Genomic DNA, 16,785 nt, shown 5'->3' with positions numbered 1-16,785 from the left:
GTTTATATTTAAAAATTAAGGTTTAACTACGTATGTTGTAAGTTCATGTAATTAAAATGTGTTTAAACATAGTATTATTTGATGTAAAATTATGTTTGGGAAATAAAAGTTAAAGAGGTAAATTTAGGAGGGGTGCTAATGAAGCGCTTAGTATATATGGATTGGTTGCGTGTATTAGCAACAATCGCAGTGGTTACAATTCACGTTTCTGCTGGTTATGTTTCTATGTTAGATGCAAATAACGTATCACGCTGGATGGCTGGTAACTTGTTTGAATCGATTTCACGTGCGAGTGTTCCGATTTTTGTAATGATTAGTGGAGCGTTATTGTTAAAGGGGACAAAAGATATTTCAGTCGGGGAATTTTTACAGAAGCGTGCAAGTAAAGTAATTATACCTTTTGTAGCTTGGAGCGCTATATTTTATGCATATGGAGCATATGCAGGATATTTCCCGGCATCTTTAAAGCAAGGAATAAAGCACTTTTTAACGGATACTATTGGGGGACATTTATGGTTCTTATACATGATTGTAGGGATATATTTAATTACCCCGCTACTGAAAATCTTTGTGAAGAATGCTAAAAAAAGAGAGATAGAATACTTTTTAATTTTATGGATATATGCATCTGTAGTAGTCAATTTAGCGAAATATTATTATCCTATCAACTTTAATATTGAATTATTTTACGTTACAAACTATGTAGGGTATTTCTTACTTGGTTATTATTTATCCAATTACGATATTTCGAAAAAATGGAGAAATATCTCTTATATTGGAGGACTTGTAGGATTTATTAGCACATTCTTTATTACATATTACTATACAGTAAAAGCAAATGGACAGTTAGACCAGTTTTGGTACGGATATTTTGCGCCAGGTGTTGTATTGATGGCGATTGGATTATTTATATTTTTCAAATATGCTTTCCAAAAATCAGAACGAGAATTACCATTGTTATTCCGTTTTATAAATCAAGCAAGCCTTGGAATCTATATTCTTCACTTCTTCTTATTAAATAACTTGTTGTACATGGTTTTCCCAAAAGTAAATGAACGTGTACATGCAATATTGGCAATACCTATTAATGTAACGATTGCAATTGTTCTTAGTCTGGTAATTACGTTAGTATTACAAAGAATACCAGTCGTGAAAAAATTGGTTCCGTAAAAATGAATATAGTATAGATAGGGCAGACTTATTATTAAGGCTGCCCTTTCCTATTTTAAAATTATACTTAGATAAATTTAGGTTGAAACGAATTGAAAACAGTGGATTAATATAGTATCTTACTATAGTCTAAAGTGAGGTATGAAGAACATAATAGTTTAAATATAAAATCAAATGAGGTTAATATATGAGTGAAAAAAGCTTTAGTAATTATGCATTAAGTAAAGAAGTAAGACGAGCACTTACTGGTTTAGGATATGAGCATCCGACAGAAGTGCAAGGAGAGGTTATTCCAGTTGCATTGCAAAAGAAGGATCTTGTTGTAAAGTCGCAAACGGGAAGTGGAAAAACGGCTTCGTTCGGAATACCACTTTGTGAAATGGTAGAGTGGGAAGAGAATAAACCACAAGCATTAGTTTTAACACCAACGAGGGAACTTGCTGTTCAAGTGAAAGAAGATATTACGAATATAGGGCGATTCAAAAGAATTAAAGCTGCTGCAATTTATGGTAAATCTCCATTTGCACGTCAAAAATTAGAGTTAAAGCAAAAGACGCATATTGTAGTGGGGACCCCAGGACGTGTGTTGGATCATATTGAAAAAGGGACCCTTTCCTTAGATCGATTGAAATATTTAGTGATTGATGAAGCAGATGAAATGCTAAATATGGGCTTTATCGATCAAGTAGAGGCCATTATTGATGAATTACCTACAAAAAGAATGACAATGCTATTTTCAGCAACCCTACCGGAAGATGTTGAAAAGTTATCCCGTACATATATGAATGCACCAACTCATATTGAAATTAAAGCAGCTGGGATTACAACAGATAAAATTGAACATACCCTTTTTGAAGTAAGGGAAGAAGAGAAGCTTTCACTTCTTAAGGATGTAACTATGATTGAAAATCCAGACAGTTGCATTATTTTTTGTCGTACACAAGAAAACGTAGACCATGTATATAGACAGCTAAAACGAGTTAATTATCCTTGTGACAAAATACACGGTGGTATGGTGCAGGAAGATCGTTTTGAAGTTATGGATGATTTTAGAAAAGGAAAGTTCCGTTATTTAGTAGCAACTGATGTAGCTGCGAGAGGAATTGATATTGATAATATTACACATGTTATTAATTACGATATTCCATTAGAAAAAGAAAGCTATGTACACCGTACTGGAAGGACGGGACGAGCTGGTAATAATGGAAAAGCTATTACATTTATAACGCCTTATGAAAATAGATTTTTAGAAGAGATTGAGGAATATATCGGATTTGAAATCCCAAAGGAACTGGCACCTTCAAAAGAAGAAGTTATAAAAGTGAAAGCAGTATTTGAAGAAAAAATATATGCTAAACCAATTATAAAGAAAGATAAAAATGCAGACCTAAACAAAGGAATTATGAAATTGTACTTTAATGGCGGAAAGAAAAAGAAAATTAGGGCGGTAGATTTCGTTGGTACAATTGCTAAAATTCAAGGTGTTTCTGCTGATGATATAGGTATTATTACAATACAAGATAATGTTTCGTATGTTGAAATATTAAACGGAAAAGGACCACTTGTTCTAAAGGTTATGAGAAATACAACGATAAAAGGTAAACAATTAAAAGTTCATGAGGCAATTAAGTAAACAAAAAAACTATCCACTTTAACAGGTGGATAGTTTTTTTATTTAAGATTCTTTTAAATCATCAATCAACTTCTCAGCTAAGCGTCTATACATATTACTCATTGACACAAATGATGTTAGTAATAAAAATTTCTCTAGATTCGGATCTTCTAAGGAAGAAATTTCACTTACTTCTGAAACACGGTTATTTACGTCTTGTGTAAAGCTTTCGACGTTGTTTTCGGTAAGAGAAAGATAATCTTTATATAGTATATTTAATTCGAATGAATCATCGTTTAATAAGGATTCATTTATATTTTCTAAGGAGCTTTTTATGTCATTAATGGAAAGGGCTCCTTTTAATTGATAAATTAAGCTGATTAAAATCATATGTTCTTTTGAGTATTTTTTATTTTTGATTGGAATAAACAGTTTTCCTTTTGCGTAATTGTTAATCATTGTTTTTGTTAATACTTTTTCATCATCGGTTCTTGTTGTATCCGCATAAGTATTTTCAAATAATTGGACAACCTGGTCTACATACAAATCGACATTTGGAATATCCTCAAGCGTAATGTTTTTTTCTAAATGTAATGTTTCAAGCAATTTATTTATATTTTCCACGTAGAACCCCTCACTTTTATAACTTAGTGGAGCATAATGTTTAGTTTATCTCTAAATATGGTATTACGAAACAAATGAATTGTAAATGTTGACCTCTAATAATAATGCGTATATAATTACATGTAGTTATAAAAACTACATGTAATTATATGAGGGGTGTATATATGAATGCTTATGTAAGAGAACCGGTTAATGCTTTTACCCACTTGGGAGGAGCTGTATTATCATTTATTGCATTATTAGCTATGCTTGTAAAAGTTTCTATTAAGATGCCATCTTTTGCGGCAATTACAGCTGTTATTTTGTTTGGCATCGGAATGATGGTTCTGTATACAGCATCAGCTGTATATCATAGTGTTGTAGCCAGTGAACGTGTTATTTATTTCTTTCGGAAGCTTGATCACTCTATGATTTTTATATTGATTGCAGGTACATATGCACCATTTTGTTTAATTACATTACATTCCGCAAACGGTTTATTATTATTTTGTTTAGTTTATGCAACTGCCATTTGTGGTATTGTTTTTAAAATGTTTTGGTTTAGTTGCCCGAGATGGTTATCAACAGCAATTTATATTACAATGGGCTGGTTAATTGTTCTGTTCTTTGCACCGTTAGCTGCTAACTTAAGTGCAGGAGGTATCGTGCTTCTAGTGCTTGGAGGCATTCTTTATACAATCGGTGGATTTATTTATGGAACAAAGCCAAAGTGGTTAGAGTTTAAACATATGGGGCATCATGAAATTTTTCACGTTTTCGTGTTATTGGGAAGCCTTGCCCACTTTTTAAGTGTATATTGCTACGTAATTTAACAATATGAAATTTTCGAGTGATTATTATTTTTCTTGATTAATAAAAAAGATATAAACACATACGTATGTTGAAGAGCTGCATAACTTAAAAGTTATGCAGCTCTTTTTTATATAAATAATAATTTGAAATAAATATTCTAAATTATCAGTCTTTTGTGGTAGGATAGATGTGTATTTAGGTTATAAAATTTTATAATTAATAATAAGTGGGGGACTATATATGGCGATACTTATAACAGGTGGAGCAGGATATATTGGTAGTCATACGTGTATAGAATTATTAAATAATAATTATAAAATTATAGTCGTAGATAATCTTTCAAATAGTTCAATCGAGTCCTTAAATCGAGTAAAAGAAATAACAGGAAAACAATTTGAATTTTATAAAGAAAGTGTTTTAAATCGTGAAAAAATGAATGAGATTTTTTTGGAAAATAACATTGAAGCGGTTATACATTTTGCTGGATTTAAAGCAGTGGGGGAATCTACTACAATTCCACTTACGTATTATTATAATAATATAATAAGTACAATCATACTATGTGATGTGATGCAGAAACATAATGTTAAAAAATTTATTTTTAGTTCATCTGCAACTGTATATGGAATTCCAAAAACATCACCGATTACAGAAGAATTTCCGCTGAGTGTGACAAACCCGTATGGGCAAACAAAACTAATGATTGAGCAGATTATGCGTGATGTAGCAAAAGCTGATGATGAATGGAGTATTGCGTTACTCCGTTATTTCAATCCCTTCGGAGCACATAAAAGTGGTCGTATTGGAGAAGATCCAAATGGGATTCCGAATAATTTAATGCCATATGTAACGCAGGTGGCGGTAGGTAAGTTAAAGGAACTAAATATATTCGGAAACGATTATCCAACAAAAGACGGGACAGGTGTCCGTGATTATATTCACGTTGTTGACCTTGCAAAAGGACATGTAAAGGCACTTGAGAAAGTACTTGAGACGAAAGGAATAGAGGCATATAATCTTGGTACAGGTAAAGGGTATAGTGTGTTGGAGATGATAAAGGCTTTTGAGGAGGTTTCAGGTAAAAAAATACCTTATAAAGTGATAGGGCGTCGTCCTGGTGATGTAGCAGTATGTTTTGCTGATGTATCTAAAGCGAAACGAGAATTAGGATGGGAAGCGGAATATGGGTTAGAAGAGATGTGTGTAGATTCTTGGAGATGGCAGGTAAATAATAAAAATGGCTATCAAATGATTTAAGGTAGTTAGTAAAGCATTCTCTTATTATTTTGTAGGATATGTTATGTATATAATAAATTGTATTCTTTATTATGTTGCTTGAGGTCAGTAATATGTTCAATTTAGGAAAGCGAATGTAATAAAATATTACTGACCATAGCATTTGAATAGCAACTGGTTCTATAGAGGAAAGAACTCTTAATGAATGCGAACAAGTTGTTTATGATATACAGTATTACCTTCTTGGCTTGTATAAGGCGGCAAGCTTCTTCCGAAACAATTTGCAATAATATTGGAGTGAGGGGGGTAAGAAATACGAATTTCATACAAATTAATAGCTTCATCTAAATTAGCATAAAATACTGCTAGGTTGTTACCTTGTAAAAGGTATGGGAATTCTACCACTGTATCTTCACCAATGAGCACAGGTAATTTTACAGGATTAGAATAGTTAGACCAATCCCACACTTCTATATTTACATAGTGTGCGTAATATGCATCTAAATTTACAATATTTATTACTGCTGAAACTGTTGCAGGCTCTCTTGTTAATACACCTGTTGAATGAATAACAGATTGGTTTGGATAATGAAGAGGCATAAATATCAGACCTTTCTAATTTAATATGATTGTACAACATTCTATGCAGATCATTGATAGAAGGAGATAGGGAAAATGCATTATTATATCAACTTTTCATAGAAATAAAAAATGTAATATGGAAGAGTATTCTAATACTTGTATCATTGTTAAAGTGCGTTTATAATCAAATAATCCTATTAGCTTTTAATTAAGTTGTGTATTATTGAAAGCGTTTTTATTATATGATACATTTCGATTGACATCATTACTGTATGACATGTATGAAAAGGTTTTTTTTATTGTTTTTTAAGGTAGGAAGTCTGACTTGTTTTCAAAAAAACTTTGTATGTAGTTGTAAGTAAGAAGGAGAATAAGGAATAATATAATTTTTACAAGACGGGGAGGGTACAGTGTGGAAATGTAAGGTTTTCACATGAGGATATATGGGGTACGTAGGATTATTACTTTCGGGTGCAGCTTTATTTTTAAATAGTCTTGTTATATTAGGGAAAGCAGAGATGAAAAGTGCGGGTGTTTTTAATTTATTTGTGGGTGCACTACAAATTATTATTCCGTTCTATTTGATCATGATTTCTGACCAAAGCAATTGGACAGTGTATTCATATGCAGCTACTTTCTTATTTGGATTAACCTATTTATATGTAGGTGTTACCTTTATAAAAGGAATGGATAGTAGCGGTTTAGGTTGGTTTTGTATTTGGGTAGCAATTATAGCTTTATTCTATATGGTTGTTTCATTTGTTCAATTTCACGATGTTGTTAATGCATTAACGTGGTTTATGTGGGCATTACTTTGGTATTTATTCTTTGTATTAAATACACAAAAGAAGAATATCAATCAATATCTTGGAAGAATTGCCTTCGTACAATCATGGGTAACATTGACGTTGCCTTCACTCTTTTACTTTATGGGAGTATGGGGAGAGGGATTCGTATATGAACTATGGGTTTATGTATCCGTAATTTCTATTTTATACTTCTGTTATTGTATTTATAAATATCGAGTACGTTAATATATTTTCTGTAGAAAGGCATGGAATCGTTAAACGAATTCCATGCTTTTTCTATATTAGCATTTATAATAGAGAGGTAGTATTTTACAATTTATCAAAGTGGGGATGATGAAGTTGAAAAAAGTATTGGTGCTAGGGGGAACAAGATTTTTTGGTAAACATTTAGTAGAAGCACTTTTGCAAGATGGACACGATGTAACAATTGCGACGAGAGGGGTTACCGAAGATCCTTTCGGTAGTGCAGTGAAAAGGCTGATTGTAGATAGAGAAGATGAAAAACAATTAGCAGAGCGTCTAGAAGATAAAAGTTATGATATCGTATACGATAATTTATGCTATAGCTCGAATGCAGCGAAGATAATATGTGAAGTGTTACAAGGAAAAACGAAGAAATACGTTATGACATCTTCAATGGCTGTTTACGAACCAGCAATAGGCTTGTTAGAAGAGAACTTTAATCCGTACGAGTATGCCATTACATATGGTAGTAGGAAGGACTTTACTTATAGTGAAGGCAAGCGATTAGCCGAAGCTGTTTTACTTCAACAAGCAATATTCCCAGTTGTTGCAGTACGTTTTCCAGTTGTTATTGGAGAAAACGATTATACGAAAAGGTTACAATTTTACGTTGAACATATTGTGAGGCAAGAACCTGTCGCCGTGAATGATCTAGATGGTGAGTTGTCATTTATACATGAAAAAGAAGCAGGAGAATTTTTAGCTTGGTGCGGGATGACGGATATAGAAGGGCCAATTAATGCTTGTAGCAATGGGGTAGTTTCTACTCGAGAAGTTATTCATTTCATAGAAGAAAATATAGGAATAAAAGCACTCGTTCAAGAAGTAGGAGATAATGTAGCGCCTTATAATGGAGTGATTAATTGTACATTACATAATGGAAAAGCTAGTGAATTAGGATTCCGGTTCCGGGAGTTGAAAATAGAAATAGAAAAAGTATTACGGTATTACATACATGCAATGAAATAATCATAAATCCCCCGGTGGCAATCCGGGGGATTCTGGAGGATTTCGACAATACTAATTTTACATTACCAAATTTACCTTATGCGCACGACTAATGTGTTTGTGATTGAATTGCTTGTAAATACTTTTCATTTACCCGGTCCCAGTTCACCGTATGCCACCAGTTGGTAACAAATTCTGGACGCCGATTTTGATACTTTAAATAATAGGCGTGTTCCCATACATCGATGACGAGTAATGGAATTTTACCTTCTTGCAAAGGTGTATCTTGATTGGGTGTACTCATAACGGAAAGTTCCTCACCGTCCAGAACAAGCCATCCATAGCCACTTCCAAAACGACTAATAGCTGCTTTGGAAAGTTGATCTTTTAAGTTGTCAAAGGTATTGAAATAATAATCAATTACTTTTGCAACGTCTCCATTAGGCTCACCGCCACCTCGCGGGCTCATTAATTCCCAAAAAAGACTATGACAATAATGTCCACCACCGTTATTTCTGACAGCTGTAACAATTTCTTTTGGTAAAGTTTCTAAATTACATAGTAACTCTTCTAAAGATTTATTATGTAATTCCGTATAGTTTTCTAAAGTGGCATTCAAGTTATTTACGTATGTTGCATGGTGCTTTCCATGATGAATAGAAAGCGTGTTGCTATCGATATATGGCTCTAGTTCATCATAGTCATATGAAAGCTTTGGCAATTGAAATGAAGACATAACATTCCCTCCTTTCTTATTAAAAAGTTGGTCTAGGTAAAAACAATTTACCTGAGTCAAAAATACACCTATTTTTTATACAAGTCAATAGTAATCTCTTTAATTTTCTGAAAAATATTACAATAAAAGTAACACTTCGACTTTCATTTGTGACTCTTATTCTTTTTGCTTATACTGTAAAGTAGTAACGTTTTGTTGAAATAGAAGGAGATCGTTTATGAGTAAAACGAAACAATTAATAGAGGAAGCGAGTCATTTTATTACGGTTTGCTATAAAGAGCTTAATAAAGAACAATTCATAGAAGAGAGAATAAAAGAAATTCAAGTTGAGATAGAGAAGACGGGGACGTATGAGCATACATTTGAAGAACTTGTTCATGGATCACGAATGGCATGGCGCAATAGTAATCGATGTATCGGAAGACTATTTTGGAGTAAGATGCACATATTAGATGCACGTGAAGTAAATGATGAGGAAGGTGTATACAATGCATTAATTCATCATATTAAATATGCAACGAACGATGGGAAAGTTAAACCGACAATTACAATTTTTAAGCAATATCAAGGTGAAGAAAATAATATACGAATTTATAATCACCAATTGATTCGGTATGCAGGATATAAAACAGAAATGGGAGTGATTGGTGACTCTCATTCCACTGCGTTTACGGATTTTTGCCAGGAACTTGGATGGCAGGGAGAAGGTACGAATTTCGATGTATTGCCACTTGTTTTTTCTATAAACGGGAAGGCACCTATATATAAAGAAATTCCGAGAGAAGAAGTAAAAGAAGTGCCAATTGAACATCCAGAATACCCGATTTCGTCACTTGGAGCAAAATGGTATGGGGTTCCAATGATTTCAGATATGCGCTTAGAAATTGGCGGTATTTCTTATAAGGCAGCTCCGTTCAATGGATGGTATATGGGAACGGAGATTGGGGCTCGTAACTTAGCGGATCATGATCGCTATAATTTACTTCCGGCTGTTGCGGAGATGATGAAGCTCGATACATCGAGAAACGGTACGTTATGGAAAGACAAGGCACTAATTGAGTTGAATATTGCTGTATTACATTCCTTCAAAAAACAAGGAGTTAGTATTGTGGATCACCATACTGCTGCACAACAATTTCAACAATTTGAGAAGCAAGAAGCAGCATGTGGACGGGTTGTAACAGGCAATTGGGTGTGGCTCATTCCACCGTTATCTCCAGCTACTACTCATATTTATCATAAACCGTATCCGAATGAAATTTTGAAGCCGAATTTCTTTCATAAATAAAATTTAGTATAGTTTTTTTATGCAAATTATAATTTTTTTTAATTACTGTTACGTAGCAAATGGAAGCCTTTACTCTCGGTTATTTTTGGAAGGAGCTTTTTGAACCAAGGAGTTCCTTATGTTATAATCAAATTTCTGTTTCGAAGACCTTATAGAAATATAAGGTCTTTTGTTTTGCTTTTTTATGTAATAGGAATAGAAATTTCTTTTAAATAAGGGATTTAGCATGTTTTTAGGGACAACATAAGTGTGTAGAAAATTGATGAATTATTATGCTTATATAATCATTGTGTTTTGGGTGTAAACAATAAAACATAATAAAGTTGTTTTTTTAGATTGCTGAGGAAGGAGGAAGTGTAAATGAGGATGAAGAGTCGAAAAACGGATTGGCCTGTATTTCTTATTAGTGGTGGCTCACTTTTATTATTTGTAATTGCAGTTATTTTAAATAAAAGTTACGTAGAGGGAGCCATTAATAGAAGTTTTGCAGCTTCAATTAAATATTTTGGTGCCTTTTGGCAGGTTTTATTAATTGGTACATTTGTTGTTGCAATGTGTATGGCGTTTTCAAAATATGGGAGAGTTAAACTTGGGGGGCTAGAAAAACCTGAGATTAGTACGACAAAATGGCTCGCTATTATTATGTCTACATTACTTGCTGGAGGTGGCGTTTTTTGGGCAGCCGCAGAGCCGATGTACCATTTGATGACGGTGCCACCAATACATGAAGGTATAACTGCTGGAACGAAAGAAGCGGTAATGCCTGCTTTAGCACAAAGTTATATGCACTGGGGTTTCCTGGCTTGGACGATTTTAGGTACAATTAGTGCGGTAGTTATGATGTACGGACATTATCATAAAGGTATGCCGTTAAAACCTCGAACGCTTTTATATCCTATTTTTGGAGAGAAATTGCGAAAGAGTTGGCTTGGAACAATGATTGATGTGTTTGCCATTATTGCGGTAGCTGCAGGGACAATTGGTCCAATTGGATTTTTAGGACTACAAGCAAGTTATGGGTTACAAGCATTGTTTGACATTCCTGATGTGTTTACTACTCAATTAGCCATTATTGTTTGTGTAGTAGCTGTTTCTACTATATCTGCGGTAACAGGAATTGATAAAGGGATTCAAATTATAAGTAATTTAAATGTTAGATTAGCAGTTCTATTAATGGTATTTGTATTACTATTTGGACCAGGTGGATTTATTATCGATTCATTTGTTTCTTCGTTTGGATTTTATATAAATGAATTTATTCCAATGAGCACATATCGTGGTGATACAGCTTGGTTAGGATCGTGGACAATCTTTTTCTGGGGATGGTTTATTGGATATGGACCGATGATGGCAATTTTAGTGAGCCGAATTTCAAGAGGAAGAACAATCCGAGAAATCATCGTTGCAATTGGAGTTATTGCACCTATTATTACAACGTTTTGGTTTACTATACTAGGGGGATCAGGTGTGTTTTATGAGTTAATGAATCCTGGTTCTATCTCGACCGCATTAAGTGAATCTGGTATGCCAGCGGCTATGATTGCAATTACAAAGCAACTGCCACTATCTAATATTATTGGACCTGCATTTCTTTTATTAACAATTTTATTTGTAGTGACAACAGGAGATTCAATGGCTTATTCGATTTCAATGGCAGTGACTGGAGATGGAGATCCTAGAATTAGCTTACGAGTTTTTTGGTCGCTTATTATGGGTGCAGTTGCAGCGATTCTTTTATACATGGGTGAGGGAAGTATTAACGCCTTACAATCCTTCATTGTAGTGACGGCTGTTCCGGTATCTATTCTGTTATTCCCAATGCTATGGTTAGCGCCTAAAGTTGCAGGGGAATTAGCCTTAAAACAAGGTATTGTAAAAGAAGAAGAGAAAACTTCCTTCTTGTTCCAAAAAGCTAGTAAATCAAAATAAATAATTGTATTTATATAAGAAGAGGAAGCATTTCATTTGAGATGCTTCCTCTTTACTATTTATTTAATTACTTTTCTCGAAGGGGATAGTACCCTGTACAGTTTCAATCTATTCTAATACTTTATCTTTCGTCTCTGGGACACATAATAGCATTGTAACTAAACCGATTGGATAGATAATGAAGATGAGAGATAATGCTCCCATTAAATTACCACCTGCAGCAAGTAAGCTGATAATAACAGGTCCAAATCCAGCTAACCCACGTCCTGTACCGAAAATAAAGTTCTCTGCTGTCGAGCGAGCTTCAGCAGGATAGTTTTCAGCTAAAACTGCTCCGAATCCCCCCATCATGCCATTGGCAAAGAATCCAAGTAGTGCACTTCCCCATAACAATGATGTTGAGTTTGTGAATAAGAAGAAGTAAATGAGACAGTATATAGTACCACCGACATAATAGATTGTAAAAGTTTTACGGCGGCCAATTTTATCGGCTAGAATACCAAAAGTTGCAATTCCAATTAACATGCCGATTGTAGAGATGAACATCCAACCGCTCGCTTTTGCTAGCGTGTAATTATATTTATTTGCTAAAATAGTTGGCATCCAAGTAAAAATCCCATAATATCCGAAGTTCTGGATGAATGACATAATAATAAGACCAATGGTTGTTATCGTTACTTTTTTATTGGCAAATAACTTTCGAAGTGGGAACTTTTTTATTTGCTTTAGCTGTTCTGCCTCAGCGGTTGTTAAATGACCTTCAGCTTCTTTTTGTAACAATTCTTTTTTGTATCGTTGTTTTTGTTCCCATATTTTCGGTTCACTTAAACTTTTGCGAACATAGACAGCTAGTAGAGCGGGAATGAGTCCAAATAAGAAAACCGCTCTCCATCCGAAATGTGGGACGATAAATGCTGGAAGGAGTGAAGCGACTAGTACGCCAAATTGCCATCCAAGTGCAACTACGGATGTCGCCTTAGCGCGCATTTCTTTAGACCATGTTTCAGTTACGATGGCCATTCCAATCCCAAATTCACCACCAACTCCCATTCCAACTAAAAAGCGAAGAATTAATAATTGCCAATAATCTGTTGCGAAATAAATAAGTGCTGTTGCTAGTGAGAATAGTAAGATTGTAAAGGCCATCGTACGGATACGCCCAAATAAATCAGCAATAAATCCAAATAAATAAGACCCGATTAACATTCCTATTGTGGTAGCTAATGTTAAGTTTCCACCTTCCACAGGGCTTAAATGAAATTCTTTTAAAATGTAGACGAGTACGAAAGATAAGAGCAACATATCTAAGCCTTCTGCTGCATATCCTAGCGCAGAACCAAACAATGTTTTATATCTTTTTTCCTTCGTTTCCTCTGTTGTTGATTGTACATCAGTAGTGACGTTCATCATTACTCCTCCTTATTTTCTTCTACAGTCGCTATGGAAGAATAACAAAAGGCCTTCTCACCTGATATGATGAGAAGGCCAAAAAAGCATACGTATCCCTAAAAAAGACCATACGTATAGTATATTCCGACTTCCTTCTCAACCTCACGGGGTTGGGTTAAAGGACTGTATTATATTACTTTATTTTTAGCACTCTTCTATTAGATTGTCAAATAAAGAGTGAATTGTTATGTGTAAAATATTTCAAAAGATACTTCATTCTCCTTGACGCCCACTTCATTATTTTCCCATAATAAAACTAACTCATATAAAAAGGAATGAATCACAGATGCTAAATTTAGTACTTATGATGATTGAACGTGTCGGACTTATTGTTATTTTAGGATTTTTACTTTCTCATATTAAAACGTTCAGGCGCCTTCTTCATAGACAAGATGGGTATGCAGATAAGCTTAAGCTTATTTGTATTTTTTCAGTGTTTACAATTGTCAGCAATTACACGGGAATTGAAATTGCAGGGAATACAATTATGAATGAAAATTGGCTACAAGGTGTTTCTTCATCGAGTACAATCGCGAATACACGTATTATGGGTGTTGGAATTAGTGGGTTACTTGGTGGGCCTATCGTTGGAATTGGAGTAGGATCGATTGCGGGTATTCATCGTTATATGCTTGGCGGGACGACAGCGCTAAGTTGTGCAATTTCATCAATTTTAGCAGGTGTTATAACGGGGTATATTGGATACATTTTCAAAAAATATAATCGTGCAACTACGCCTAAATTTTCAGCAGTTTTAAGTGTGTTTATCGTTTCTTTAGAGATGATTATGATTTTATTAATTGTAGAGGATGGGATTAGTATCGTGAAAACAATTGCGATACCAATGATTCTTGTGAATAGTTTCGGGAGTTTTATTTTACTTTCTATGATACAAGCTATTTTGCGCCAGGAAGAAAATGCGAAAGCTTTGCAAACACATAAGGTATTACGAATTGCTGATAAGACATTACCATATTTTCGCCAAGGATTAACAGAAGAGTCTTGTAAACATGTGGCACAAATTATTCACCGTTTTACGGGAACGGATGCGGTATCCTTAACAGATACAGAGAAAATATTAGCTCACGTTGGATTAGCATCAGATCATCATATTCCTTCACACAGTTTAATAACAGGTTTATCGAAAGAGGTTTTACATACAGGGAAAATAATGAAAGCGAAATCACGTGAGGTTATTAATTGCCAACATGAAGGCTGTCCTCTGCAAGCAGCTATTGTTATTCCATTAACTTCACATGAAAATACGATAGGGACATTAAAACTGTATTTCAAGAACCCTAACCAGTTAAGTCGTGTTGAAGAGGAACTAGCAGAAGGGTTAGCAAAAATATTTTCCACGCAGCTTGAATTAGGTGAAGCTGAGTTGCAAAGCAAATTATTACAAGATGCAGAGATAAAGGCATTACAAGCACAAATTAACCCGCACTTTTTATTTAATGCGATTAATACAGTATCAGCTTTATGCCGAACAGATGTAGAAAAAGCAAGGAAGTTATTATTACAGCTTAGCGTGTATTTTCGTTGTAATTTGCAAGGGGCACGTCAGTTATTGATTCCGCTAGAACAAGAATTAAACCATGTACATGCATATTTATCATTAGAACAAGCACGGTTCCCAAATAAGTATGAAGTGAAGATGTACATGGAGGAAGGGTTAAAGACGACTTTAGTTCCACCATTTGTACTTCAGCTATTAGTTGAAAATGCATTGCGCCATGCTTTTCCGAAGAAACAGCCAGTATGCGAAGTGGAAGTGCATGTTTTTGAAAAAGAGGGCATGGTTCACTTTGAAGTAAAAGACAATGGACAAGGAATTGAGGAAAAACGTTTAGAACAATTAGGAAAGATGGTAGTTTCGTCAAAGAAAGGGACTGGAACGGCTTTATATAATATTAATGAACGTCTAATTGGGTTATTTGGGAAAGAAACGATGCTTCATATTGAAAGTGAATTAAATGAGGGGACAGAGATTACTTTTGTTATTCTCAAAAAAGCAGGGGAGGAAGAGCGGATTGTTAAAGGTATTAGTAGTTGACGACGAAATGTTAGCACGTGACGAACTAAAGTATTTATTAGAGAGAACGAAAGAAGTTGAGATAATTGGTGAGGCGGATTGTGTAGAGGAGGCATTAGAAGAGCTAATGAAAAACAAACCAGATATTGTTTTTCTAGACATTCAATTATCTGATGATAACGGATTTGAAATCGCAAATATATTAAAGAAGATGAAAAATCCCCCTGCAATTGTTTTTGCTACTGCCTATGATCAATATGCATTGCAAGCATTTGAAGTAGATGCGTTAGACTATATTTTAAAGCCATTTGATGAAGAACGTATCGTACAGACATTAAAGAAATATAAAAAGCAAAAACAAATAAAATTAGAAACGAAACAAGAAGTAAAGAGTGTAGACGTAACGACCGAGATGCATAAATTAGCATTACCAATTGAAGAATCGATTGTACTCGTGAATATTGAAGATATTATATATGTAGGACTTGTGGACGGAAAGGTGACAGTAAAAACGACGAGAGAAACATATGTAACACACGATACACTTGTAATTTTGGAAAAGAAGTTGCCGCAAGCAAGTTTTATGCGTGTCCATCGCAGTTTTATTGCAAATATTAATCATATTACAGAAATACAACCATGGTTCAATTCTACATATAATTTAATTATGAAAGAAGGATCGAAAGTACCTGTTAGCCGTACATATGCAAAAGAACTCAAAAAGCTGCTTCGTATTTAAGAAGTAGCTTTTTGTATTTCATCTGCCTATTTTTGTAACTAATTTTGTATATTTGACGTTCTATTATGTAAACGCTTACAAATTTGTTTGTATCTTATACAATTAAGGTACCAAATCGAAAGAGGTGGCCAAAATGAGTACGAAAAAAGTATATAGTTTCTTATCACAAGCATTCATATTTTCAGCTATTATGTTAGTTTCTAATATTATTGCAACGCATTTACCAATTCCGATGCCTTCATCGGTGATCGGATTAGTTATTTTATTTAGCCTATTATGTTTAAAAGTTATTAAATTGGAACAAGTTGAATCACTCGGAACGGCTTTAACAGGTATTATCGGATTCCTTTTCGTTCCATCAGGTATTTCAGTTATTAATTCTCTCGGTGTAATGGGACAATATTTTGTACAAATTCTAACTGTAATCGTTGTAGCAACAATTATTTTACTCGCTGTAACAGGGTTATTTGCACAATTCATTTTAGGAAAAGATGACAAAGAAACAAAAGATACAAAAGAATTGAAAGTAGTAAATAAAGGACGCAAGCACGGAAAAGTTGCGTAACTAATTTAGTATATATTGTTAGGAGGGA

General features: G+C 34.1%; 15 protein-coding genes. 11 read left to right on the top strand and 4 right to left on the bottom strand.

Annotated elements, in window-relative coordinates:
- Positions 1-138 precede the first annotated feature (138 nt).
- Together NHG49_RS27505 and dbpA are read left to right on the top strand one after the other, a co-directional pair.
- Positions 139-1,170 carry an acyltransferase gene (locus NHG49_RS27505; RefSeq protein ID WP_064476018.1) on the top strand — a complete coding sequence of 344 codons (1,032 nt, stop codon included), beginning with the start codon at positions 139-141 and terminating at the stop codon, positions 1,168-1,170.
- A gap of 187 nt (positions 1,171-1,357) precedes the next feature.
- Entirely contained in the window at positions 1,358-2,803 is a 1,446-nt protein-coding gene (dbpA, locus tag NHG49_RS27500; RefSeq protein ID WP_064476019.1) for an ATP-dependent RNA helicase DbpA, read from the top strand.
- 42 nt (positions 2,804-2,845) lie between these two features.
- Here the strand turns inward: dbpA and NHG49_RS27495 are convergent, their stop codons facing one another.
- On the bottom strand, positions 2,846-3,406 hold the full coding sequence (locus NHG49_RS27495) for a DUF1836 domain-containing protein (RefSeq protein WP_064476020.1): 561 nt from the start codon (positions 3,404-3,406) through the stop codon (positions 2,846-2,848).
- Between the two features lie 164 nt (positions 3,407-3,570).
- Between NHG49_RS27495 and trhA the strand changes: the two genes are divergently transcribed.
- Together trhA and galE are read left to right on the top strand one after the other, a co-directional pair.
- Positions 3,571-4,218, top strand: coding sequence for a PAQR family membrane homeostasis protein TrhA (gene trhA / locus NHG49_RS27490; protein ID WP_000995376.1), 648 nt, complete (start codon positions 3,571-3,573; stop codon positions 4,216-4,218).
- Between the two features lie 220 nt (positions 4,219-4,438).
- Entirely contained in the window at positions 4,439-5,455 is a 1,017-nt protein-coding gene (galE, locus tag NHG49_RS27485; protein ID WP_064476021.1) for a UDP-glucose 4-epimerase GalE, read from the top strand.
- Between the two features lie 177 nt (positions 5,456-5,632).
- On the opposite strand, the gene NHG49_RS27480 is transcribed toward galE, so the two are convergent.
- Entirely contained in the window at positions 5,633-6,034 is a 402-nt protein-coding gene (locus NHG49_RS27480) for a hypothetical protein (protein ID WP_064476022.1), read from the bottom strand.
- Between the two features lie 425 nt (positions 6,035-6,459).
- Between NHG49_RS27480 and NHG49_RS27475 the strand changes: the two genes are divergently transcribed.
- Both NHG49_RS27475 and NHG49_RS27470 read left to right on the top strand, forming a co-directional pair.
- Positions 6,460-7,050, top strand: coding sequence for an AmiS/UreI family transporter (locus NHG49_RS27475; protein ID WP_000542569.1), 591 nt, complete (start codon positions 6,460-6,462; stop codon positions 7,048-7,050).
- 105 nt (positions 7,051-7,155) lie between these two features.
- Positions 7,156-8,037, top strand: coding sequence for an NAD-dependent epimerase/dehydratase family protein (locus NHG49_RS27470; protein WP_081257330.1), 882 nt, complete (start codon positions 7,156-7,158; stop codon positions 8,035-8,037).
- A gap of 88 nt (positions 8,038-8,125) precedes the next feature.
- Here NHG49_RS27470 and sodA read toward each other — a convergent pair whose 3' ends face one another.
- Entirely contained in the window at positions 8,126-8,752 is a 627-nt protein-coding gene (sodA, locus tag NHG49_RS27465) for a superoxide dismutase [Mn] (protein ID WP_064476023.1), read from the bottom strand.
- A 217-nt stretch (positions 8,753-8,969) separates the two neighbouring features.
- Between sodA and NHG49_RS27460 the strand changes: the two genes are divergently transcribed.
- Both NHG49_RS27460 and NHG49_RS27455 read left to right on the top strand, forming a co-directional pair.
- Positions 8,970-10,040 carry a nitric oxide synthase oxygenase gene (locus tag NHG49_RS27460; protein WP_064476024.1) on the top strand — a complete coding sequence of 357 codons (1,071 nt, stop codon included), beginning with the start codon at positions 8,970-8,972 and terminating at the stop codon, positions 10,038-10,040.
- A 360-nt stretch (positions 10,041-10,400) separates the two neighbouring features.
- Positions 10,401-11,969: a BCCT family transporter gene (locus NHG49_RS27455; RefSeq protein WP_064476025.1), complete on the top strand. Its 1,569-nt coding sequence runs from the start codon at positions 10,401-10,403 to the stop codon at positions 11,967-11,969.
- A gap of 108 nt (positions 11,970-12,077) precedes the next feature.
- On the opposite strand, the gene NHG49_RS27450 is transcribed toward NHG49_RS27455, so the two are convergent.
- Entirely contained in the window at positions 12,078-13,376 is a 1,299-nt protein-coding gene (locus NHG49_RS27450) for an MFS transporter (RefSeq protein ID WP_258126798.1), read from the bottom strand.
- A gap of 328 nt (positions 13,377-13,704) precedes the next feature.
- On the opposite strand from NHG49_RS27450, the gene lytS reads away from it, so the two are divergent.
- From lytS to lrgA, 3 genes are all read left to right on the top strand, one after another.
- Positions 13,705-15,474: a two-component system sensor histidine kinase LytS gene (gene lytS / locus NHG49_RS27445; protein ID WP_258126796.1), complete on the top strand. Its 1,770-nt coding sequence runs from the start codon at positions 13,705-13,707 to the stop codon at positions 15,472-15,474.
- On the top strand, positions 15,452-16,192 hold the full coding sequence (locus tag NHG49_RS27440; RefSeq protein WP_064476028.1) for a LytR/AlgR family response regulator transcription factor: 741 nt from the start codon (positions 15,452-15,454) through the stop codon (positions 16,190-16,192). The genes lytS and NHG49_RS27440 overlap by 23 nt, the downstream gene beginning before the upstream one ends.
- 133 nt (positions 16,193-16,325) lie before the next feature.
- Positions 16,326-16,757 carry an antiholin-like murein hydrolase modulator LrgA gene (gene lrgA / locus NHG49_RS27435; protein WP_016085373.1) on the top strand — a complete coding sequence of 144 codons (432 nt, stop codon included), beginning with the start codon at positions 16,326-16,328 and terminating at the stop codon, positions 16,755-16,757.
- The last annotated feature ends 28 nt before the right edge of the window (positions 16,758-16,785 follow it).

Origin of the sequence: Bacillus sp. IBL03825 (genome assembly GCF_024712505.1) — a bacterium.
In the GTDB taxonomy this organism is placed as follows: domain Bacteria; phylum Bacillota; class Bacilli; order Bacillales; family Bacillaceae_G; genus Bacillus_A; species Bacillus_A wiedmannii.
This window is presented reverse-complemented; position numbering and strand designations above follow the sequence as displayed.